Below are 21,517 nucleotides of genomic sequence, written 5' to 3'. Positions count from 1 at the left end.
AACTGTGTTCCGGAATTATTAATTGTCAATTATCGACAAAGACACTAAGGGTTTTTGAGGGAATGGAAGCGGGTAGTCGCCTAAACAGCGCGCTCTACTCCATTGAGTTCCGGAATTATCAATTGTCAATTATCAACAAGGAGATAAAGGACACCCAAGGTTTTTGAGGGAATGGAAGCGGGTAGTCGCCTAAACAGCGCTTACTCTCCTCAATTGAGTTTCAGAATTATCCATTATCCATTATCAATTGTCCATTATCAATTATCCCACCGTTCCTTCGAGTTTCAAACTCAAGAGTTTGTCGGCTTCGGCAGCAAATTCCATCGGCAGTTCGTTGAAGACATCTTTACAGAAGCCGCTGATTAGCATCGAAATCGCATCTTCCGAAGAAATCCCGCGTTGAGCGAAATAAAACAGTTGGTCTTCTCCAATTTTAGAAGTCGAGGCTTCGTGTTCGACTTTAGCCGTTTGATTTTCGACTTGAATGTAAGGAAAGGTATTGGCTTCGGCATTATCTCCAATTAACATCGAGTCGCATTGGGAATAGTTGCGCGCACCTTTAGCTTTAGGTCCCATTTTCACTAAGCCGCGATAGCTATTTTTAGAACCGCCCGCAGAAATCCCTTTAGAAATAATTCGGCTGCGAGTATTGCGCCCAATATGAACCATTTTGGTGCCGGTATCGGCTTGCTGTTTGTTGTTGGTGAGGGCAATGGAGTAAAATTCGCCGACGGAGTTGTCGCCGACGAGGACGCAACTGGGATATTTCCAAGTAATCGCAGAACCCGTTTCGACTTGCGTCCAAGAAATTTTGGAGTTAACGCCTTTACAGAGTCCGCGTTTGGTAACGAAGTTGTAGATACCGCCTTTGCCTTCTGCATCGCCTGCGTACCAGTTTTGGACGGTGGAATATTTGATGTTGGCGTTGTCGAGGGCGACGAGTTCGACGACGGCGGCGTGGAGTTGGTTGCTGTCGTACATGGGGGCGGTGCAACCTTCGAGGTAGCTGACGGATGCGCCTTCTTCAGCGACGATGAGGGTGCGCTCGAACTGTCCGGTGTCGCCGTCGTTGATGCGGAAGTAGGTGGAGAGTTCCATCGGACATTCTACGCCTTTGGGGATGAAGACGAAGGAACCGTCGCTAAAGACGGCGGCGTTGAGGGCGGCGAAGTAGTTGTCGGCGGTGGGAACGACGGAACCGAGGTATTTTTGGACGAGTTCGGGATGTTCTTGGAGTGCTTCGGAAATCGAGCAGAAAATTACGCCGCTTTCGGCGAGTTTTTCTTTGAAGGTGGTGGCGATGGAGACGCTATCGAAGATGGCATCGACGGCGACGTTACCGAGGCGTTTTTGTTCGGAGAGGGGAATGCCGAGTTTCTCGAAGGTTTCGAGGAGGGTGGGGTCAACTTCGTCTAAGCTGCCGAGTTTTTCTTTTTTCTGTTTGGGGGCAGAGTAGTAGATGATGTTTTGGTAGTCGATCGCGGGATAATTAACGTGAGGCCAGGTGGGTTCGACCATCTTCAGCCATTGATGATAGGCTCGCAGGCGGAACTCGAGCATGAATTCGGGTTCGTTCTTTTTGGCGGAGATGGTGCGGATAATGTCTTCGTTTAAACCGCGCGGGACGGTCTCTTTTTCAATGTCGGTGATGAAACCGTATTTATAGGGTTGGTTGACGAGGGTTTTGACGGTTGAGGCGCTCATGGATGGTTGAGTGTTCTTCTGCTCTGGGTTAGGAGAAGCCGGGATTGGGCGGGCTTTTTGCTGCAATTGCAGGGGAACTGCAATGGCGGTTCGGACTTTAGGCTACTATAGAAGGTAGCTTTTTAAACAACACGGTTATTGTTTAAGTCCTTATTGTAGGCTACATTAACAACAACGGTGTTGTCAAAGTTAAAGAAAATTTTTTGGAAACTCGCTTTAACGGCGTTCGGGCTGAGGAACGATGACAACGATTTCACACGCTTCTACTAAGCAGGATATTCTCCAGTATTTGCTCAAGCAGGCTAGCGCAACGGCACAGGATTTAGCAGAAGCGCTGGGCATCAGTCCGCAGGCGACGCGACGACACCTGAAGGATTTGGAGGAGGAGGGACTCATCGAACATTCTGCGGTGCAGGGTGGGATGGGCCGTCCTCAATACCTGTACAATCTTAGCCGGAAAGGGCGCGATCGCTTCCCCCATCGCTACAGCGAATTTACGGTATCTTTCCTCGATACGTTGGTGGAGACGGTGGGGGAGGAACAGGTGAGCGTGGTATTACGGAAGCAGTGGGAACGCAAGGCGCAGGAGTACCGCGATCGCATCGGTCAAGGTACGCTAAAGCAACGAGTGCTAAATTTGCTTCAGTTGCGCCAAGAAGAAGGATATATGACTGAGTTGCTTTCTGCTGAAGTCGAACCGGGAACAGAACAGTACATCTTTTCCGAACATAACTGTGCAATTTCTGAGGTTGCCGAATCATTCCCTAGCGTTTGCGGACACGAATTAGAAATGTTTGCTGCCGTGCTGCCGGATTGCATTGTAAAGCGCACGCATTGGATTAACGGCGGCGAACATCGCTGCGGATATTCGATTGTTAAAGCGGCCAATCATGAAGAGAGATAGGTTAATAATTAAAATATGTCGGAAATTCAGTTTTTAACAACAGAAGAGTCTGCCGATGTCGATAAAGCCTTGCTTTCATCGCCAGAAAAGTTTTTAACTCGTCTAACCATTTCTTCGCTGCGCGTGTTGAAGTTAATTGCAGAAGACTGTCAAGTTTCCATTGAGGAGCTAACGCCGCAACAGATTGTTGAGTGGTTTGAGAAAGATAGTAAGATTCGACGAGAACAGGGGATTGATGCCGCCGTTTTGAAGTGGTCGCCTTAATGGGATGAGAACGCCTCTGGCATTTTCTTCTGAGAGTGCAGGCCGACTTTAAGATGTAGAGGGAGAAGGCTGCATTCATTGACCTTCTCCCTCCGATTTAAGCACTAAAACCGTAGAACTTTATCGTTCGATTACGGGCAGGCAATATTCCGTTCCGTTCCCACAAAACCGCTGGAAATCCAAGCGCGCGTAGGAGCAGAAATTTCCACCCAAACGCGATCGCCGATAACTTGACGTTGACCCGTCAGCGTAATATCGCGGTTAAAGGGAATTCCGCCAATCACCGCGCCGGTGGGCGAATTCCAAAGGCGCAGACCTTGCGGGAAAGCGATTTTACACGACTTGGAAGACGGCGGCGACGGCGGTTGCGGCGGCATCGGCGGCATGGGATTGCCCGAGCAGTTAACGAGATTGCTCGTACTAGAGGCATTCGGACGAGTCGAAATCCAACCCGCAACCGGGCCGGTAATTTCCGCCCAAATGCGACCGTCAGCAGCCGTAACTTCTTGAGCGCTCTTCAGCGTCACTTGTTGCCCCGCGCGCATCAAACGGATGACGCGAGCGCTGGTATTCGGGTTATCGCGAACGTTCAGATCTGTAATAACCTGGCGGCACATACTCACCGGCGGTTGGGGAGGCTGCGGCTGTCCGGTACATCCTTTCAGTTCTGCCGTTTGCACGAAACCGGCCGCGGGCGCGCTAATGGCAATCCAGCCGCCGCCGCCGTTATCGGCTAACGTAACCTGTTCGTTGGCAGCCAGCGCTCGGACTCGTTGAGAGGTGGTCGAACGCTCGGAATAAATAAAGACCGAACGCTTCACAGCGCGGCACTGACCGACTAATCCTTGGGCTAACTGTACGCTTTCTGCCGCCGATGCGGTAGCCGGTGCATTTTCCAGCGCCATCGCCGCCGGAATCGCTACACTAGAACTAGCGATCGCACTAACAGTTAACAATGATACAAATTTGCTACCCTTGACTTTTTTCATGATTTCTGCATCTCCTCACTAATGAAACACACACTGTTCGCGGAACTCAGAAAAATAGATAGATAACAGCACAATAAAGCATAGCAGATGCTCTAGTGCGGATATGTCACACTTGTTTTCAAGATCGGGGCAACCCCTACCCAAAATTTTAGACGACTTTAGGCTGTAGAACCAGAAAATCGCGATGTTTTCCGATACGCTAAGCTGAGTAAAGCAGCCCACCTCAATCAAGCTTGCAAATCTTTCAGACCTAAACCTATTGGTAGAAATCTTGATATGGAACGCGGAAAAATTGTTGCTATCCTCACAGGCGTTATTTCAATCGCCCTCGCCCTTGGCTACCTCATCTTAGTTCAACTCCTCGACTTTCGCGGCGAAATGCTTCCCGCGCCCGTCAGTCTGATTTTCAGCTTGAAATTTTTAATTTTTAATTTTTAATTAAACTTATCCCTTCGTTCCCGTAAAAGTCACGCCCGAAATGAAATAGCGATTAAAAAACGCATAAACTCCTAATGCCGGCAGGGTAAAGACCATTGATGCCGCCATAATGTAATTCCAGTAGCTAATATACTGCCCCTTAAAGGTATTCAAACCGAGTGGCAGGGTAAACATTTCCGGTTCCGATAAAATCATCAACGGCATCAGAAAACTATTCCACGCGCTCATAAATACAAAAATCGCTTGCGCCGCGAGTGCTGGTTTCGCCAGCGGCATCACAATTTTCCAAAACGTTTCCCAGCGCCCCAAACCATCTAATGCTGCGGCCTCTTCCAATTCTTGGGGAAAACTCAGGAAAAACTGTCGCATCATAAAAATAAACGTAGCATTAATTCCTGTCGGAACAATTAGCCCTTGGTAAGTATTGAGCCAACCGAGTTTTTTCAGAATCAAAAAGCTAGGGATGAGCGTGACTTGTCCGGGAATCATCAAGACAGCCAACACTAAGCTAAATAATAGAGCATTTCCCGGAAACTTAATGCGCGCTAGGGCATAACCTGCCATCGAATTAAAAATGAGATTGAGTCCCATCACGCAAACAGCAACAAACGCACTATTCAACAACCAGCGTCCGAACAGGGGAGAGGTTGTAAAAATCTTTTGATAGTTATCCCAAGTGAAGTGTTGGGGAATAAAGTTTAACCCGCCTCTCACGATTTCATCGAGGGGTTTGAAGGAGGCAGATAAAGCCCAAGCAAAGGGAATAAAGGTGACAATCGAATAAAGGATTAAAATCGCGTAGAGTAGAATTTTCAAGCGATTTTCGGTTTGTGTAGGATTGTACATAGTTCGGGAGAAAAAGCGGGAGACACAGGATAAGACTAAAGTTTCTCGGTCTGGAAGAAGCGGCGCTGAATTAAAGTTGAAATGAGAATGACCAAGGCGAGAATTAAAGCTAGCGCGGAAGCATAGCCCATTTCTAAATTTTTAAAGGCATATTGGTAAATCAACAGAACGAGCGTAAGCGTTGAATTATTGGGACCGCCCGATCCGCCGGAAAAAATGTAAGATTGGTCGAACAGTTGAAAAGTACCGATAATGCCGACAACAACCGCAAATAAAGTTACGGGACGAAGCAGCGGTAAAGTAATCGTAAAAAACTGGTCGATCGCGCTTGCCCCATCGAGTCTTGCGGCTTCGTAAAGCGATTCGGGAATATCTTGCAACGCTGCTAAATAAATGACCATAAAAAAGGGTGCGGTTGACCAGATATTCATAATTGCGATCGACTTCAGTGCGACATTCGGGTCGCCTAACCAATTGTAAGTTGGTAAGTGGAGAAATGCCAAAAAGTTATTGAGTAATCCATTACTATTATAAATCCAAATAAAGATGAGAACGAGAACGGCAGAAGAAGTAACTGTCGGGAGAAAGAGCAGGACTCTAAAAAGTTTGCGGCCCTTAATTTTAGCGTTGAGCAATGCAGCTAAAACTAGAGCGAGTGCCGTTTGAATCGGTACGACTAAAAGGACGTATTCTGCGGTATTTTTGAGCGCAATCCAGAATCGCTCGTCGCTCCAAATTCGAGCAAAGTTTTTGAATTCAACGAAGCGATACTGAATTTCTCCGAGAATCCGAACTTTATGGAAGGAAAGAAAGATCGAATAGAGAATGGGGGCAAAAGTAAAAGTTGCGAGAATAAGGACTGCGGGAGCTACAAATAAATAACCCGACAGAGTTTCTTGCAGTTTTGTCGATTTCTTGATTTTGACAAGCACGGCTAGCAATCAGTAGTTTGATGTTTTGATTTCTCGGTTGGCTGAATCTTGGGCTTTTTGCATGGCTTGTTGCAACGATTGTTCGCCCAACAGCGCGCTTAAAAACTGATTGTTAAAATGAGTATTAATAATCGATAACGTTTCTCCACCTTGCCAAATGGTGGCATATTTTGCACCAGCAACGAAGGGAGCGTAAAGGGGATTGGTATCGTAACCGAGGCGAGTAAGAACGGAACGGCGGGCGGGGAGAACGAGTCCGCCTTTTGCCCAAGCTTCCATGCCTTCTTTTCCGGTTAAGTAAGCTAAAACTTCCCAAGCGGCTTGTTTGTGTTTCGATTGCTTATTCATAACGTAAGCAACGGTATAAGCCATCGTTCCAGGTTTGCGTCCGGGAGTGGGAATTTCTGCGGTGGCAAATTGCAGCTTAGGAAAGGTTTCTTTAAAGTAGGGAATCGCCCAACTGCCTTCGATAACCATTGCGGTTTTGCCTTGTCCGAGCATTTCGCTGCCGGAACTCGCTCCAACATCGGAGGGAACGGCGGCGGCGCGCGTTATTGAGTGCTTTCCGTTGGGGGTTCCGCGATATAAATCGACGAGGGATTGCAGTCCTTTGAGACTGCGGCGATGGGCGAATATTGCATATCCTTGTCGATTGGTCAAGTCGCGTCCGAGGGCTTTCAATAAAAAGGAGTTGCGGGCGAGTTCGGGGATAAGACCAAAGCCGTATTGTTCGGGTCTGCCGTCGTTGTTGGGATCGCGCGTCAGTTTTTGTGCGTCGGCGATGAATTGTTCCCAGGTTTTCGGCGGATCGGAGATCGCGGCTTGCGCAAACAAGTCTCGGTTATAAAATAGCGCTAAGGTGGAAAAATCTTTCGGTAAGCCATAAGTTTTGCCGCCATTCTGAAAGGCTTTCAAAAACGCCGGTTCAAAGTCCGCTACCTCATCTTCAGGACGGATATAAGGATCGAGGGGTTCGAGTACGGCGCTGCGCATCAATAACGGCGCTTCTAGGGCATCGAGATAAAAGAGGTCGGGAGCCGCATCCCCAATCAAGCGCGTTTTAATCGCGTCCATGTACTGGTCGGTAATGACCTCGAATTTAACCTTAATGCTGGGATGGGTTGCTTCAAAATCTCTGAGTACCCCTTCGAGCAATTGTTTTTCGGCAGGACTGCTTTGCCAACCACTCAACTTAACAACTGTTGCTGAATCTGTGGAACCGCAAGCTGTAAGAAAGACAAGCAGCAGCACAAAAATTGCCCGAATTAAAGATATTCCTTTCATTACAACTCGATCGCGGGGGGGCAGCGAAAACTAGCCAGTCGGCGAGATAAACCCTATGGGGATCGCGCTTATCCCCATTGTCGCTGACAGACTGTTCCCACAACAAGTCGCGTTCTAATCTTGCAAGATTCGGTTATCTCCCTAGCGGCGATCGGGGACACCTCCATCAAGCTTAGTAAAGTCTAGTTTCAATAAATGTAATTTTGTTATAAAACTGTACAAATAGTTGCATTTTATTGCGCGGATTCCTTTTTTGCGATCTGTCGTGCGGATCGCGCTTCCTTAACCAATGTTAAAAACCCCCTCTCTGCCTCGCCCGCCGTTCTCCGCTCTATCCGCCCGCTTTAAACCGATTCTAGAGGTCATCAGCCAGAGCGCGATCGCACCGACAGACAAACCCACCAAAGCTGCTATTCGCACCTCCCTCAAAGCCTCCACCCTCGATGGCGTTCTCTCAACGCTCTTTTCCGGTGCGACTTCAGGAGTCTTGCTGAGCAACTTTCTGCTCGATCTCGGCGCGACGAACATCGAAATCGGCTTGCTTGCCGCCAGTCCGATGATTGCCAATTTCCTGCAACCTGTGGGCGCTTACCTCGCCGATCGCGCCACCAGCCGCCGTAACTATATCCTGGGTTTATTCCTTCCTTCGCGTCTGCTTTGGCTGACCTTAGTCGTCGGTCTGATTTTCGCCGACTTCTCAACGAACGCCGCCTCTCCCCTCATCCATTGGACCGTTATGCTTGCCCTCGTCACCAACGCCTTCGGTGCACTCGGCGGTGCATCTTGGGTGAGTTGGATGATGGCGATCGTCCCCCGACGCTTGCGCGGGCGCTATTTCGGCTTTCGCAACAGCGCCGCCAGCCTCTCGGATTTACTCGGTTTGCCCCTCCTAGGATTTTTCATCTCCCACTGGGGCGGCGGTTCCCTCCAGGGCTACAGCTTTGTATTAACCTTTGCCATCATTGCGGGGTTGTTGAGCCTAATTTGTCAAGCCTTTAAAGTCGATTTTAACCCCCAAGCCGCCACCGCAGAGCTAGCCCCCGATTCCGACTCAAAACAGCCCAATTTATTCTTCCAGTGCTTTAAAGATGTCAATTTCCTCAAATTTATCCTGTACTACGGCCTATTAATGTTCGCGCTGAATTTGAGCGGGCCGTTTTTCAGTATCTATCTCTTAAAAGAAGTGGGACTAGAACTGAGTCAAGTTACGCTCTATGGCAGCTTGATGGCAGGAGCAAATTTAGTGATGTTGATGCGCTGGGGCAAACTCGCCGATCGCATCGGCAGTCGTCCCATTCTACTTTGTGCGGGAATTGCCGTTGCGCTACTCCCGCTGTTGTGGATTGGAACGGGCAACAATCCCCTCTGTATTTGGCTGGGATTTCCCGCACTCTATATCGCTCTAGGTGCAACTTGGTCGGCGATGGACTTATGCAACAATAACTTGCAAATGGCGCTGGCTGCCTCGCCCCAACCTTCGAGTTATTTCGCGATCGCGGGGGCAACCGCCGGACTCTGTAGCGCCCTCGGTACGACGGTCGGAGGCTTTCTCGCGGAAAGCCACATTTTAGGCGGTTTTGCCGGTTTATTTGCGCTCTCCGCCGTCCTGCGTTTAATTGCGTTATTACCCTTAGTCTTCGTGCGAGAATAAGTGGATAACGCCCTCCTGCTAATCTTAGCTCTGCCTGAAAGAGTATTCGTCAGGGAATAATAATTTATCCTCAAAAACAGCATAAATTGCGCCAAAACGCAATAACTAGACCGGCGTGCTACCTCAAAAGGGGTAAAATTGCGATAGGTTGCATTTCTACAAGCTACACTCAAAAGTAGAAGAGGGAAATGCTGACTCCAGAACATCCAACTCGAGCCGCATTCCCGATTCGTTCAAAAAAACAACGTCCCTTAGCACGCAGGTGGAAATTATGCTTACCGAAACGCATTCGATCCGCTACTACCAAAGGTTGACCGATGCCCTGGTCGAGTTGTGGGGAAGGGGCAATCGTTATAGCGAACTCCAATTGTACTTAGATGGCTATCTGGCAGGTCTTCGCCATAGTAACGCCCTCGAACCCTACCTCATTCACCGTCTCGAGGAAGAAGTCTTCCGCTTCCTTAGAGACCCTTCCAACTTTGAATTAGCCTTCCCCCAAGTTCAACCCGAAGCTGATTATTATTAGCAATTTAATCTCCAACCTCGATAGACTGGTTGTTGCTTCCAGTCTGCCTTAAAACATCCAAAACTTACTTTCCTGTAGATGTAACCTCAAAAGTCGGGAGGGACGTTCCGTAGAATGTCCCTCCCGAACAATTTTAATCTTGACGTTCTCTAAAGTTCTAAAAACTTCATAAAACTTCTAAGAAGCCAAAGCCACCTCGACCATTTGCTGCAATTCGCCGCTGTTATAAAGTTCAATCGCGATATCCGAGCCGCCCACAAATTCGCCGTCAATATAAATCTGAGGAATTGTCGGCCAATTAGAATACTCCTTAATGCCTTGGCGAATTTCAGCATCCGCCAAAACATCAACGGTTTCAAAGGGAACGCCAAGGACGCTTAAAATTTGCACGACATTATTCGAGAAACCGCACTGCGGCATCAACTTGCTCCCTTTCATGAAAACAAGAATTTTATTGCTGTTGACCAGATTATCGATACGTTCTTTAACTTCAGGTGTCATGGTTTTTTGATTTTTGAATGCGTGAGTTTGACTGTTTTCTGCTGGGAATAAATCTTCCAAGATGGCTGATTTTGTATTAAGACTTTTGAATTCCCTTACCGTTGTCCCGCTTTGTTCCAAGCTTCAGGGGTATAGGTTTTCAGCGCTAAAGCGTGAATCGCCTCTGAAGACATTGCCTCTTGCAGCGCGCCGTATACCATTTGATGTTGTTTGACTCGAGTTTTGCCTTCAAATTCGGCAGAAATCACGGTTGCTTCGAGATGGTCGCCGCCTCCAGTTAAATCGATAACTTGCACGCGAGCATCGGGAAGCTTACCCTTAATCGTTTCCTCAACCCAAGCTAAACTGACCATGACGCTCCTCTTTCTCTGCGAACGACTACATACTGCTTAAGTATTTTAGCGAGCGATCGCCAGAGATAGCTCTTTTCCTAAAACTCGATTCACATCGAATGGCACTGACTTAAGGCTGGTGGGCGCTGCCCACCCTACGAAATGATCTGTAGAGACGTTGTATACAACGTCTCTACAGGCGATTTCTCAACTTTTATTGCAGTGCCATCCCCTCTTATCCATTGTCAATTAGTTCAACTCCGTTATCAATTGTCCATTATCAATTAGCTGCACCCCGTTATCAATTATCCATTATCCATTGTCAATTACTACAGCGCCTCGCGCCCCAAATACGGTTGCAGCACTTCCGGAATTTTAACGCTGCCGTTCGGTTGCTGGTAATTTTCCAAAATCGCCGACATCGTGCGTCCGACTGCCAGCCCAGAACCATTAAGGGTGTGGACAAATTGCGTCCCTTTTTTCCCGGCTTCCTTAAAGCGAATACTCGCCCGCCGCGCTTGGAAATCCCAGCAATTGGAACAGCTAGAAATTTCGCGATACTGCCCCGAAGAAGGCAGCCAAACTTCAATGTCGTAGCATTTCGCCGCACTGAACCCCAAATCGCCCGTACACAGTTCGATAATGCGATAGGGCAGTTTCAGCGCTTCTAAAATCGCTGCGGCATCGGCGAGCATTTTTTGATGTTCGTCCTCAGAAGTATCGGGATGAACGATTTTAACGAGTTCGACCTTATTGAATTGGTGCAACCGAATTAAACCGCGCGTATCTTTGCCGTAGCTTCCTGCTTCGCGCCGAAAACAGGGCGTATAGGCGCAGTGATGGATGGGCAGTTCTTCGGAATCGATAATTTCATCGCGATATAAGTTTGTAAGCGGCACTTCAGCGGTGGGCGTTAACCACAAATCATCCTCAGCGCATTTAAAACTTTCTTCGGCAAATTTTGGTAACTGCCCGGTTCCCGTCAGCGATTGGCTATTAATTAAAATGGGGGGCAACATTTCTGTATAGCCTGCTGTAATTTGGCGATCGAGCATGAAATTAATCAGCGCTCTTTCTAAGGCTGCCCCAGCACCCATTAAAGTTACAAAGCGACTTTGGGCAACTTTAACCGATCGCTTAAAATCAACAATTCCTAACTTTTCTCCGATTTCCCAATGGGGAAGAATCTGGGAATTATCCGGAATATATTCATCGCCCCAGCGTTTGACTTCCACATTTTCAGCCTCGCTTTTGCCGTCGGGGGTAGAAGCGCTCGGCAAATTCGGCAATTGTAACAACAAGCTTTCAATCTCGCCCTTGAGCGCTTTCTCGGTCGGTTCTAAGTTAGCAAGCTGTGCTTTTAACTCATTTCCTTCGGCTTTGAGAGCTTGAACTTCAGCCCCGTCCGGAGGGCTACCGCTTTTGATTTTTTGACCGACGAGCTTGCCAATTTCGTTGCTGCGGGCTTGCAATTGGCTGCGATTTGATTCGAGTTCTCGCTGAGCGCGATCGCGTTCTAAAATAGGCTGGAGGTCATATTCCCCAGGACTGCGGCGATCGAGTTGTTGTTGGATAAAATCGGGATTTTCGCGAATTTGTTTGAGGTCTAACACGGACAATAGTTATTAATGGATCGTTGACAATTGAGAATTGATAACTATCTTAAATAGTCTATTAGTTGACTGTTACACAACCCTTCACAATTCATCACTCATAACTTATCACTCATCATTTATTTTGTAATGCGGTTCAGGAGCGAAAGCGAGGTAACAATTCCCGCAAAGTGAGCGGCGATGGTATTGGCGTTCGCTTGAATCACCAACAAGTCAATGGAGTTTACGAATTCCCTTCTATCGCCTGCTGCCACCACACCGGGTGCTATCGCTAAGGACTTGAGCAGAACAATGCCCACAATGGCTTCGGCTCCAATAATCGTGAGCAGCATCCCCACTAAGTTAACCATTAATCCCATGCGAATGACTTGCAGGGTATCAAGTTTTTTCGGGCGATCGCTGGGATTCGGCGATTGTAGCATTCGCGCAATCAGCGTGTAGCGAAAGGAAAAGTAAATGCCAATCGCAAGAATAATCAGCCCTAAGACCGCCGAAAACACCCCAAACCCTACGCCTTGAGTCGTTTTGGTTTGAGCCGTCAAGAGACTGGGCGCGGAGAATAAAACAGTCACTAAGGAGACGACACCTAAGACCAACTGCACCCAGAAACCGACGTTCCCCGCCCACTTCAGGTCGGCGGAGACGCGCTGGATGGCAGAAGACATTGAAGTTGAGAGGTCGGAGGAGTTATCTTTCATAGCGAAATCGTCAGGCAGAAAAGCTGGGAAGTAAAGGTCGGATGCGTGCCGCTACCCGGATCCCTGCGGGATCTCGGCTCTTTCCTTATACTCTAACTGTTTCCAATTCAACTAAGCCGAGGGAGGATCGAAATTTGATGATACAGCAACGCCCGCCCCATCCCAAAATCCCTTATACCATCCTGTTAGTTCTCCTCGGAATCGGAACATTTGGCTTATTTTCCGATATGGAGTTGAATTTTTTCGTTAAAAGTTACGCAATGCTCCTTCTTTTAGCCGGAGGGTGGGCTTTGCTCTATTTTGGAGTTTATCTCAAAGGGTTGCGCAAAAAATAGACAGAAAACCCGGCTTCATGAAGAAACCGGGATCCAATCATCTAACCTTTAACGCACTTATTCTTCAATCCAATTCGCGTGGAAGAATTCACCGCGCGGTTTGTCGATGCGTTCGTAAGTATGCGCGCCAAAGTAATCGCGCTGCGCTTGGGTCAAGTTCTGCGGCAGGCGGGCGCGGCGGTAGCTATCAAAATAGTCGAGAGAAGAACTAAAAGCAGGAACGGCAATTCCGTTAGCACTCGCTGCAACTAAGACCTCCCGCCAAGCGCTTTGGCGATCGAGGATCGTTTGCTTGAATTCCGGAGCCAGGAGGAGGTTAGGAAGCTGCGGATCTTCGGTAAAAGCGTGCTTGATTTTATCGAGGAATCCGGCGCGAATAATGCAACCGCCTTTCCAAATCCGGGCGCATTCAGCCAGATTTAAGTTGTAGTTGTAGGCTTGCGAGGCTTTGCTCAACAGAGCCATGCCTTGTGCGTAAGAACACATTTTCGAGCAATACAACGCCGCGCGCACTTTGTCAATAATTTCAGCGCGATCGCCGATATCAAAGTGCGCCTTTTCTTTGGTCAACTGCCCTGAAGCCGCAACCCGTTCTTCCTTGTATGCAGACATAATACGAGCATTCACCGCCGCATACATCGTCGGAATCGGTACGCCCAACTCTAACGCGCTTTGTACCGTCCAGCGTCCCGTCCCTTTCTGTCCGGCCGCATCGAGAATCAGATCGACGATATGTTCGCCGGTTTCCTCATCCACCCGCCGGAAAATATCGGCGGTAATCTCAATCAAAAACGAATTGAGTTCGGGAGAAGCATTCCACTCCGCAAAGACTTCGTGTAACTCCTGATTGTTCAGTCCGACGACATTTTTGAGAATATCGTAAGCTTCGGCAATCAACTGCATATCGCCGTACTCAATGCCGTTGTGAACCATTTTCACATAATGTCCCGCGCCTCCCGGACCGATGTAAGTAACGCAGGGACCATCATCGACTTGGGCAGAAATTTTAGTGAGAATCGGTTCTAGGTCATTGTAAGAAGCTTGCGTCCCTCCCGGCATCAAACTCGGCCCCTTGAGCGCGCCTTCTTCGCCGCCGCTTACGCCCATTCCAACAAAACCGAGTCCGGTTAATTCGATTTCGCGGGTGCGTCGTTCGGTGTCTTCGTAGAGAGAGTTACCGCCATCAATCATCGTATCGCCTTCCTCGAGCAGGGGCTTTAACTGGTCGATGACTGCATCAACGGGGATACCCGCTTTCACCATAATCAGAATTTTGCGGGGACGTTCGAGAATTTGTACGAATTCCTCGAGGGTGGAAGCAGCTTTGATATCCTTCCCTTTCGCCCGCGTCGCCATGAATTCTTCCGTTACTGTCGTCGTGCGGTTGTAGACAGCGATAGGGAAACCCCGACTTTCTACGTTGAGGGCGAGGTTTTCTCCCATCACGGCTAAGCCGATTACGCCAAAGGTTCGTTTGGTCATATATATGTCCTTAGTTTCAGATTAACTTCCAGGCGAGGTTGAATTCACCCTTCAGGGTAGCCCGATCTCCGTAAAGATTCCCTAAAAAAGACATTAAGAAGGAGGAGGACGGGGTGAGGGGGTGAGGGGGTGAGGGGGTGACGAGGGGACGGGGTGACGAGGGGACGGGGTGATGGGGTGACGAGGGGATGGGGTGATGGGGTGACGAGGTGACGGGGTGACGGGGTGATGGGGTGACGAGGTGACGGGGTGACGAGGTGACGGGGTGATGGGGTGACGGGGTGAATTACGAATTACGAATTACGAATTACGCATTACGCATAACGCATTACGCATTATACAGAGTCCAGCAGCCCCAGAATGGCGTAAATTCTAGGGGGCTGCCAATAATTTTTGGATGGCTTGATTGAGATCGTTGGGTTTAAAAGGCTTTGCGATATAGGCATCGGCTCCTTGTTTCATACCCCAGTAGCGATCGAATTCTTCGCCTTTACTCGTACACATTAAGACGGGAATGCTTTCGGTCGCTGGATTTTTCTTTAAGTTACGACAAAACTCGTAACCGTTCATTTTCGGCATGACGACATCCGTAATCACCAAGTCCGGGTGCAAGGATTTCAGACATTCCAAGGCTTCTTCACCATTGCCTGCAACCGTTACTTGCATTCCAATCGTTCTGAGTAAGGTTGCAATCATCTCGCGCTGGGAAGGACTGTCATCGACGACCAGAACATGATGACTCATAACGTTTCGACCGGTTGAGTGGCGTTTAGGGGGATAGAGGCAAAATTGAGAATTGCAAGGAGTCAATGTTGGCGATCGCGGTTTCCAACCGACCCTGCATTAGAGACAGTTTTCTAGCTCTAACTTCACTTTCAGTGTATCATCGAGCTTCTCCTTTTGCACTGAGAACCTGTCTAGAGATTCAATTTCGTTCCTGACAGAGATTTTGAGGACGCTTTGAGAAGCTTTCCTCTAACTATGTTCGGAAATTCTCCAAATCCGATGGCCGTTTGGTTGCCAATCGATAGCCGGTTGAGTATGCTGAGGAAAGCTGCGGCAACTGTTCGGTGGAGAAAGCCGAACGGGGTTTGCCTTGAACTCACGTTCGCGATCGCGGGGAAATTTCTATGGGAGGCTATCGTCAGGTTTGAGGAAACTAGCAATCTTCTCGATTTGGGAGTTATTGAATGTGGATCTCCATCAGATCGTTACCCGATTCCCGCTTCCCCCGAACCTTAACCTCAAGCTTTGCGGAGCGCTCTTGGCGAGCGCAAGCAGTACGTTTGGCTTGTCTGTGAAGGTACTGGCTGCCGTCTCCACACCGGAGAGTTCGTTGGCAACAAGCATTGTTACCGCCCGAGGGCCAATTGGGAACCTCGCTGCTGTTACTACGCCTGCGCGCCAACTTTCTCAAGTTCCGACTCCAAACCAAGATCGCTTTCTGCAACCGAATGCCAATCCACCTCAACCCTTAGAACCGGAACCCGAACCGCAGCCTACACCGACTCCCGAACCAACACCCACGCCGCAGCCCGCGCCGATCCCCGCGTCGGAAACCGTATCCGTTAAAACGATCGCGATCGCTGGCAGTACGATTTTGACGGCTGAGGATTTTGCGGCCGAGATCGAAAAATTAGTCGATCGCACCGTCGCAGTTTCAGAACTCGAGGCCTTAGCCGACAAAGTAACCGAACGCTATTTAAATGGCGGTTATATCACCTCGAGGGCGATTCTCAATCGCAATTCTTTAGAGAGTGGCAATATCGAAATTCAGGTTATTGAAGGAAGCATTGAGAGGATCGAAGTTGAAGGGGCAGATCGTTTAGCCGATTACGTGCGCGATCGCGTTAGCATTGGCTCCGTTACCCCCGTTAATACCAGCAACTTAGAATCGCAGTTGCGACTGCTGCGAGCCGATCCCCTACTCAGTAATATCGAAGCCAGTTTGCGCGCTGGCGAAAAACCGGGCGGCAGTATCTTAGTCGTGCGCGTCACTCCTGCCGATTCTTTCATCAGTAGTGCGAGTATCGATAATTACTCTCCTCCCAGTGTAGGTTCGGAGCGCTTCAGTCTTAATGCGCTCTATCGCAATCCTTTGGGGCGGGGCGACACGATCGACGCATCCTTCAAAACGACGCTCCAGGGCGGTTCTCGGACTATCGATTTTGGCTATCGCATTCCGCTCAACCCCTATAACGGTACGCTGCAACTGCGCACTTCGGTAAACTGGAATAACGTCATTCAAGGGATTGGTAAAATTTTTGACATTAGCGGTCAATCGCAATTGTATGAGATTAGTTACCGCCAACCCTTGATTAGAACGCCGCGCGAAGAATTTGCCCTTTCCGCCGGATTTACTTATCAAACGGGTCAAACCTTTACCTTTGCCGGTCCTTCTCCCTTTGGTTTCGGCCCGGATGCGGAAGGACGCAGTACGACGAGCGTGTTTAAGTTCGGACAGGACTACGTTCTGCGGGACGTAACGGGGGCGTGGGCAGCGCGATCGCAATTCAGTTTCGGGACAGCGTTATTCAACGCCACGCAAAACACAGAACCCATTCCCGACGGACAGTTTATAAGTTGGTTATTGCAAGCCCAGCGCGTCCAAGTTCTCAATGAAAATAATTTCCTGATTGTTTCAGCCGATTTGCAACTCGCCAACGACGGGCTACTCCCCTCCCAGCAATTCGTCATCGGCGGCGGTCAGTCCCTTCGCGGCTACCGCCAAAATGCGCGGGCTGCCGATAACGGTTTTCGTTTTTCCCTAGAAGATCGCATTACCGTACAGCGCGATGAAGCAGGGGCGGCGCGCTTTATCTTCATTCCCTTTATCGATCTCGGTTGGGTGTGGAATGTTGGCGATAATCCCAATACGCTACCCGAACGACATTTTTTAGCCGGGATTGGAGCGGGTGCAATTTGGCAACCATTGGAACGGCTTAGCATTCGCCTCGATTATGGCATTCCCTTAGTAAGCTTGCCCGATCGCGGAACTAACGCTCAAGATGACGGTTTTTATTTCAGCGTTAATTATCAGTTTTAAGGGCAGCTTATGACTTTCATTGATTCCCACTTTTGGCATTATTGGGTCGATCGCCTCTGTACCTTTCTGTTTATTTGCACGGTTATCGGTGCGTTTTGGTTTGCCTCGAGAATGGATTGAGTGAGATCCAGGGCGGAATTCGCGCTATACTCCAGTGTCGAAACTATTGACAGCAGGGTAAGTCATGGTAGCGGTAGCAATTCTAGCGGCTGGACGCGGAACGAGAATGAAATCGTCCTTGCCTAAAGTTTTACATTCTCTCGGCGGGCGATCGCTGCTCGAACGAGTTCTCCTCGGGTGCAAGCCCCTCGAACCCAGTCGCTACTTGGCGATTGTCGGCTATGGGGCAGAAAGAGTCAAAGAAGCCTTGAAAGGTTGGGAAAGCCTGGAATTCATCGAGCAGACCGAACAACTGGGGACAGGCCATGCCATCCAACAACTCCTGCCTGCTTTGCGGGATTACGAAGGCGATTTGATGGTTTTAAACGGCGATGTCCCTCTGTTGCGCCCGGAGACCTTAGAAAAGTTAGTTTACGTCCATAGCGTTCATCAAAATGCGGCAACGCTGCTGACTGCCCATCTCCCCAATCCCCAAGGATACGGGCGGGTTTTTTGCGATGGCGATAATCGCGTTCAACATATTGTCGAAGACCGGGATTGTACGGATGCCCAAAAACACAATCATCGGATTAATGCGGGCGTATATTGTTTTAATTGGCAAAAACTAGCAGCAATTCTGCCCGATTTGACGGCAGATAACGACCAGAACGAGTATTATTTAACCGATGTTTTCAGCCAACTCGATCCGGTAATGGCGGTCGATGTCGAGGACTATCAAGAGATTATGGGCATTAACGATCGCCGTCAACTTGCCACGGCTTACGATATTTTGCAAATGCGGACTAAGGACGATTGGATGGCGGCGGGCGTAACGCTGATCGATCCCGGCAGTATTACGATTGACGATACCGTTAAAATTGCGCCCGATACGATTATCGAACCGCAAACTCACTTACGGGGAAATACGGAGATTGCATCGGGCTGTCGGATCGGGCCGGGAAGTTTGATTGAAAACTGTCAGATTGGTGAGGGTGTAAGGGTTTTGTACTCTGTGGCGCGCAATAGCACGATCGCGGCGGGAACAGAAGTCGGCCCTTACGCCCACCTCCGCAACGCGGTGCAAGTTGGGGAATCTTGTCGCGTCGGTAATTTTGTGGAACTCAAAGGAACGACTTTGGGCAATGAAACGAAAGTCGCTCATTTATCTTACTTGGGGAATGCAACGCTCGGCGATCGCGTCAATGTCGGTGCGGGGACGATTACCGCTAACTACGACGGTTATAAGAAGCATCCCACGGTTATCGGCGATCGCACTAAAACCGGAGCCAATAGCGTCTTCGTCGCGCCCATTACCATTGGTAGCGATGTTACGATTGCCGCTGGTTCGACGATTACGAAAAATGTCGAGGACGATACTCTCGCGATCGCGCGCGCCCGTCAAGTCGAGCGGAAAGGCTGGCGAATGAAAGGACAGCCGGAAGGTGAGAATTAGGTGAGAATTAAAAATTAAAAATTAAAAATTGGGAAGGAGGTGAAAATTAAAAATTAAAAAGGGGAAGAGGGAGAAATTAGGAGTTTTAAAAGCGAGCGATGAAATTTCCGAGTTCTTGGCAACTTCCAGAAGCGATTCGAGAGCGATTCGGGCATAAAAGTTCCGGGCAGCAACGGGCAATGCTAGCAGAGGGACATTTGGTTTTAGTGCTGCATCAACTGCCTCACGCTGGAAAACGCGATCGCGAAGCCGTCCTCTTTTGGCGCAAACCGACAGGCAGTTGGGAATGCAGCAACCGCGCGAGCGGTTTAACCGCACTGAAACAACACCTTGATGCCTATCGCACCGAAACCGAGCGCCTCGGACAACAGTACGAACGCACCAACGTTGCCGAAGACTACTTTGCCCTCCTCGAAGCGCTAACCCCCGCCCAGCGCGCTGCCCAGAACTTGCGAGCCACCTTGCAAGCGGCACGAGAAGCCATTCCGAGCGATCGCGATCTCATCGATTTACGCGATAATGCTGCCGAAATCGCTCGTACCCTAGAACTGCTCTATCTCGATACTAAAAACGCTCTCGATTTTAAAGTTGCAAAACAAGCCGAAGAACAAGCTAAACGCAGCCTCGAATCCCTTAAAGCCGCTCATCGACTCAACGTGCTAGCGGCGATTTTCTTCCCGTTGGTAACGCTTTCCTGCGTGTTTGGGATGAACCTGCCCAATGGCTTGGAAAATTCGCCCATTATTTCGTTTTGGCTGGTTCTGTTGACGGGAATTGTCTTAGGGTTCTTCGTCCGCAGTTGGTTGACGCGGGGAAAATGGTTTTGAAGTGATTCGATTGCTTGGATTAACTGGTAGCAGGCGGCAAAGTAACGGTAGGATTTTAAGGGAATGCGAAGTGAATCGGGCGTTTGAGGACTTATGGGAAAAGCTTGCGTAATTGGTTTGGGGCGATCGGGGATTGCTGCTTCGCGGTTGCTGGCGCGCGAGGGCTGGAAAGTGGAATTGAGCGATCGCGGCACTTCCGAAATCTTACAGCAACAACAGCAACAGATTTCCGACCCGCGCATCTCCGTCAAACTCGGCCATCAATTCAGCGCCAACGCAGAAACGTCGCCCGAACTCGTGGTGGTGAGTCCCGGCGTTCCCTGGGATATTCCCCCGCTAGTGGAAGCGCGCGATCGCGGAATTGACACCATCGGCGAGATGGAACTCGCTTGGCGCTTCCTGAAAAATATTCCTTGGGTTGCCATTACCGGAACCAACGGTAAAACTACCACCACCGCCCTCACCGCCGCCATTTTCCAAGCCGCCGGACTGCACGCCCCCGCTTGTGGGAATATCGGCTATGCTGCCTGCGAAATCGCTTTAGAGAATTCAAAATCTCTCGATTGGATTGTGGCGGAAATCAGCAGCTACCAAATTGAATCCTCGCGAGAGTTAGCGCCGAAAATCGGGATTTGGACGACCTTTACCCCCGATCACCTCAGCCGTCACTATACCCTGGAAAACTACTACGAAATCAAAGCTTCGCTGTTGCGGCGTTCTGAAACGCAAATCTTCAACGGCGACGATCCCTACCTCCGCAATGTGGGGTTAAAAGCTTGGCCTGATGCGGTTTGGACGAGTGTTAAGGGGAAAGAGGGCTTGCTTTGCGATCGCGATCGCGGTGCGTATCTCGACGGCGAGGGCTGGGTTGTCGTTTTCGGCGAACGCATCATCCCCGCAAATTTACTAAAAATGGTCGGCGCGCATAATCAACAAAACCTTTTAATGGCGGTTGCTGCGGCGAAAATTGCTGGAATCGAGAATAATGCGATCGCGAGCGCTATTGAATCTTTCCCCGGAGTTCCCCACCGCCTCGAATATATCTGCACTCATGCCGGGGCCGATTTTATTAACGATAGCAAAGCTACCAATTACGATGCGGCGCAAGTGGGGCTAACTTCCGTTAAAACCCCAGCCATTTTAATTGCGGGGGGTGAAGCAAAAGCAGGTGACGATACGGCTTGGATCGCTGCGATTAAGGAGAAAGCCGCGCGCGTCCTCTTGATTGGCGACGCTGCACCCGTTTTTGCCCAACGCTTGCAGGAAATGGGCTATAGCGAGTTGGAAGTCGTCGAAACGCTGGAGAATGCCGTTCGTCGCGCGATCGCCCTCGTTCCCGAACTCAACGCCGCTGTCGTCCTGCTATCCCCCGCCTGTGCCAGTTTCGACCAATACCGCAGTTTCGAGCATCGCGGCGAACATTTCCGAGAATTGTGTTTGCAGCAGTGTAGCAAAGTTGAATAATTGATAAGCGAAGCTAATGCTGGCGAACGAGTTCTAGGGGATTATGCCTTGATGGAACTGGGGGAAAAGCATCCAGAGGTTCTCGAAAAAGTCGAGGTGATGTGGGTCGATGCTGGCTATGATTGACAA

General features: G+C 49.4%; 20 protein-coding genes and 2 pseudogenes. 11 read left to right on the top strand and 11 right to left on the bottom strand.

Annotated elements, in window-relative coordinates; translation table 11 throughout:
- Positions 1-261: 261 nt before the first annotated feature.
- Positions 262-1,704: a Fe-S cluster assembly protein SufB gene (gene sufB / locus H6G50_RS14255; RefSeq protein ID WP_190717372.1), complete on the bottom strand. Its 1,443-nt coding sequence runs from the start codon at positions 1,702-1,704 to the stop codon at positions 262-264.
- 241 nt (positions 1,705-1,945) lie between these two features.
- Between sufB and sufR the strand changes: the two genes are divergently transcribed.
- Together sufR and H6G50_RS14245 are read left to right on the top strand one after the other, a co-directional pair.
- Positions 1,946-2,608 carry an iron-sulfur cluster biosynthesis transcriptional regulator SufR gene (sufR, locus tag H6G50_RS14250; protein WP_190717370.1) on the top strand — a complete coding sequence of 221 codons (663 nt, stop codon included), beginning with the start codon at positions 1,946-1,948 and terminating at the stop codon, positions 2,606-2,608.
- Between the two features lie 15 nt (positions 2,609-2,623).
- Positions 2,624-2,872, top strand: a complete 249-nt coding sequence (locus tag H6G50_RS14245; protein WP_190717368.1) for a hypothetical protein — start codon at positions 2,624-2,626, stop codon at positions 2,870-2,872.
- Between the two features lie 131 nt (positions 2,873-3,003).
- Here H6G50_RS14245 and H6G50_RS14240 read toward each other — a convergent pair whose 3' ends face one another.
- Positions 3,004-3,861: an SH3 domain-containing protein gene (locus H6G50_RS14240; RefSeq protein ID WP_190717366.1), complete on the bottom strand. Its 858-nt coding sequence runs from the start codon at positions 3,859-3,861 to the stop codon at positions 3,004-3,006.
- 276 nt (positions 3,862-4,137) lie between these two features.
- Here H6G50_RS14240 and H6G50_RS14235 point away from each other — a divergent pair, with 276 nt between their 5' ends.
- On the top strand, positions 4,138-4,299 hold the full coding sequence (locus tag H6G50_RS14235; protein WP_190717364.1) for a hypothetical protein: 162 nt from the start codon (positions 4,138-4,140) through the stop codon (positions 4,297-4,299).
- Between the two features lie 6 nt (positions 4,300-4,305).
- Here the strand turns inward: H6G50_RS14235 and H6G50_RS14230 are convergent, their stop codons facing one another.
- The 3 genes from H6G50_RS14230 to H6G50_RS14220 are packed head-to-tail and all read right to left on the bottom strand — an operon-like array spanning position 4,306 to position 7,361.
- Positions 4,306-5,145 carry a carbohydrate ABC transporter permease gene (locus H6G50_RS14230; protein WP_190717362.1) on the bottom strand — a complete coding sequence of 280 codons (840 nt, stop codon included), beginning with the start codon at positions 5,143-5,145 and terminating at the stop codon, positions 4,306-4,308.
- Positions 5,146-5,180: 35 nt separating this feature from the next.
- Entirely contained in the window at positions 5,181-6,077 is an 897-nt protein-coding gene (locus H6G50_RS14225) for an ABC transporter permease subunit (protein WP_190717360.1), read from the bottom strand.
- A gap of 9 nt (positions 6,078-6,086) precedes the next feature.
- Positions 6,087-7,361, bottom strand: a complete 1,275-nt coding sequence (locus H6G50_RS14220) for an ABC transporter substrate-binding protein (RefSeq protein WP_190717357.1) — start codon at positions 7,359-7,361, stop codon at positions 6,087-6,089.
- A gap of 289 nt (positions 7,362-7,650) precedes the next feature.
- On the opposite strand from H6G50_RS14220, the gene H6G50_RS14215 reads away from it, so the two are divergent.
- Positions 7,651-9,012 (top strand): MFS transporter, encoded by a 1,362-nt coding sequence (locus H6G50_RS14215; RefSeq protein ID WP_190717355.1) that lies wholly within the window; start codon positions 7,651-7,653, stop codon positions 9,010-9,012.
- A gap of 271 nt (positions 9,013-9,283) precedes the next feature.
- On the top strand, positions 9,284-9,538 hold the full coding sequence (locus H6G50_RS14210) for a DUF6761 family protein (protein WP_190717353.1): 255 nt from the start codon (positions 9,284-9,286) through the stop codon (positions 9,536-9,538).
- A gap of 177 nt (positions 9,539-9,715) precedes the next feature.
- Here the strand turns inward: H6G50_RS14210 and grxD are convergent, their stop codons facing one another.
- The 4 genes from grxD to H6G50_RS14190 form a co-directional block, all read right to left on the bottom strand.
- The gene (gene grxD, locus H6G50_RS14205; protein WP_190717351.1) at positions 9,716-10,039 is read right to left on the bottom strand and encodes a Grx4 family monothiol glutaredoxin; all 324 of its coding nucleotides are present in this window, start codon (positions 10,037-10,039) and stop codon (positions 9,716-9,718) included.
- Positions 10,040-10,134: 95 nt separating this feature from the next.
- Positions 10,135-10,392 (bottom strand): BolA family transcriptional regulator, encoded by a 258-nt coding sequence (locus tag H6G50_RS14200; protein WP_190717349.1) that lies wholly within the window; start codon positions 10,390-10,392, stop codon positions 10,135-10,137.
- 308 nt (positions 10,393-10,700) lie between these two features.
- The gene (gene serS, locus H6G50_RS14195) at positions 10,701-11,984 is read right to left on the bottom strand and encodes a serine--tRNA ligase (RefSeq protein WP_190717347.1); all 1,284 of its coding nucleotides are present in this window, start codon (positions 11,982-11,984) and stop codon (positions 10,701-10,703) included.
- Positions 11,985-12,103: 119 nt separating this feature from the next.
- Positions 12,104-12,649 (bottom strand): DUF3611 family protein, encoded by a 546-nt coding sequence (locus H6G50_RS14190; RefSeq protein WP_242032830.1) that lies wholly within the window; start codon positions 12,647-12,649, stop codon positions 12,104-12,106.
- A 170-nt stretch (positions 12,650-12,819) separates the two neighbouring features.
- Between H6G50_RS14190 and H6G50_RS14185 the strand changes: the two genes are divergently transcribed.
- Complete coding sequence (locus H6G50_RS14185) at positions 12,820-13,017, top strand: hypothetical protein (protein WP_190717343.1); 198 nt, start codon at positions 12,820-12,822, stop codon at positions 13,015-13,017.
- Between the two features lie 57 nt (positions 13,018-13,074).
- On the opposite strand, the gene gnd is transcribed toward H6G50_RS14185, so the two are convergent.
- Both gnd and H6G50_RS14175 read right to left on the bottom strand, forming a co-directional pair.
- A complete protein-coding gene (gene gnd / locus H6G50_RS14180; protein WP_190717341.1) occupies positions 13,075-14,499 on the bottom strand; it encodes a decarboxylating NADP(+)-dependent phosphogluconate dehydrogenase in 1,425 nt (474 codons plus the stop codon).
- A gap of 372 nt (positions 14,500-14,871) precedes the next feature.
- Positions 14,872-15,243 carry a response regulator gene (locus H6G50_RS14175; protein WP_190717339.1) on the bottom strand — a complete coding sequence of 124 codons (372 nt, stop codon included), beginning with the start codon at positions 15,241-15,243 and terminating at the stop codon, positions 14,872-14,874.
- A 520-nt stretch (positions 15,244-15,763) separates the two neighbouring features.
- On the opposite strand from H6G50_RS14175, the gene H6G50_RS14170 reads away from it, so the two are divergent.
- The 5 genes and pseudogenes from H6G50_RS14170 to H6G50_RS24185 form a co-directional block, all read left to right on the top strand.
- Positions 15,764-17,545, top strand: coding sequence for a ShlB/FhaC/HecB family hemolysin secretion/activation protein (locus H6G50_RS14170; RefSeq protein ID WP_242032829.1), 1,782 nt, complete (start codon positions 15,764-15,766; stop codon positions 17,543-17,545).
- Positions 17,546-17,729: 184 nt separating this feature from the next.
- Positions 17,730-19,097 carry a bifunctional UDP-N-acetylglucosamine diphosphorylase/glucosamine-1-phosphate N-acetyltransferase GlmU gene (gene glmU / locus H6G50_RS14160; protein ID WP_190717335.1) on the top strand — a complete coding sequence of 456 codons (1,368 nt, stop codon included), beginning with the start codon at positions 17,730-17,732 and terminating at the stop codon, positions 19,095-19,097.
- A 98-nt stretch (positions 19,098-19,195) separates the two neighbouring features.
- The gene (locus H6G50_RS14155) at positions 19,196-19,924 is read left to right on the top strand and encodes a CorA family divalent cation transporter (protein WP_190717333.1); all 729 of its coding nucleotides are present in this window, start codon (positions 19,196-19,198) and stop codon (positions 19,922-19,924) included.
- A 93-nt stretch (positions 19,925-20,017) separates the two neighbouring features.
- A pseudogene (murD, locus tag H6G50_RS14150) lies at positions 20,018-21,367 on the top strand (UDP-N-acetylmuramoyl-L-alanine--D-glutamate ligase); the annotation flags it as partial.
- A 9-nt stretch (positions 21,368-21,376) separates the two neighbouring features.
- Positions 21,377-21,511, top strand: a pseudogene (locus H6G50_RS24185) (IS5/IS1182 family transposase); the annotation flags it as partial.
- Between the last annotated feature and the right edge of the window lie 6 nt (positions 21,512-21,517).

The sequence above is a fragment of the Oscillatoria sp. FACHB-1406 genome (assembly GCF_014698145.1).
Classification (GTDB): Bacteria; Cyanobacteriota; Cyanobacteriia; order Cyanobacteriales; family Spirulinaceae; genus FACHB-1406.
Note: the sequence above shows the minus strand (reverse complement) of the source record. Positions and strands in the feature narration are given on the sequence as shown.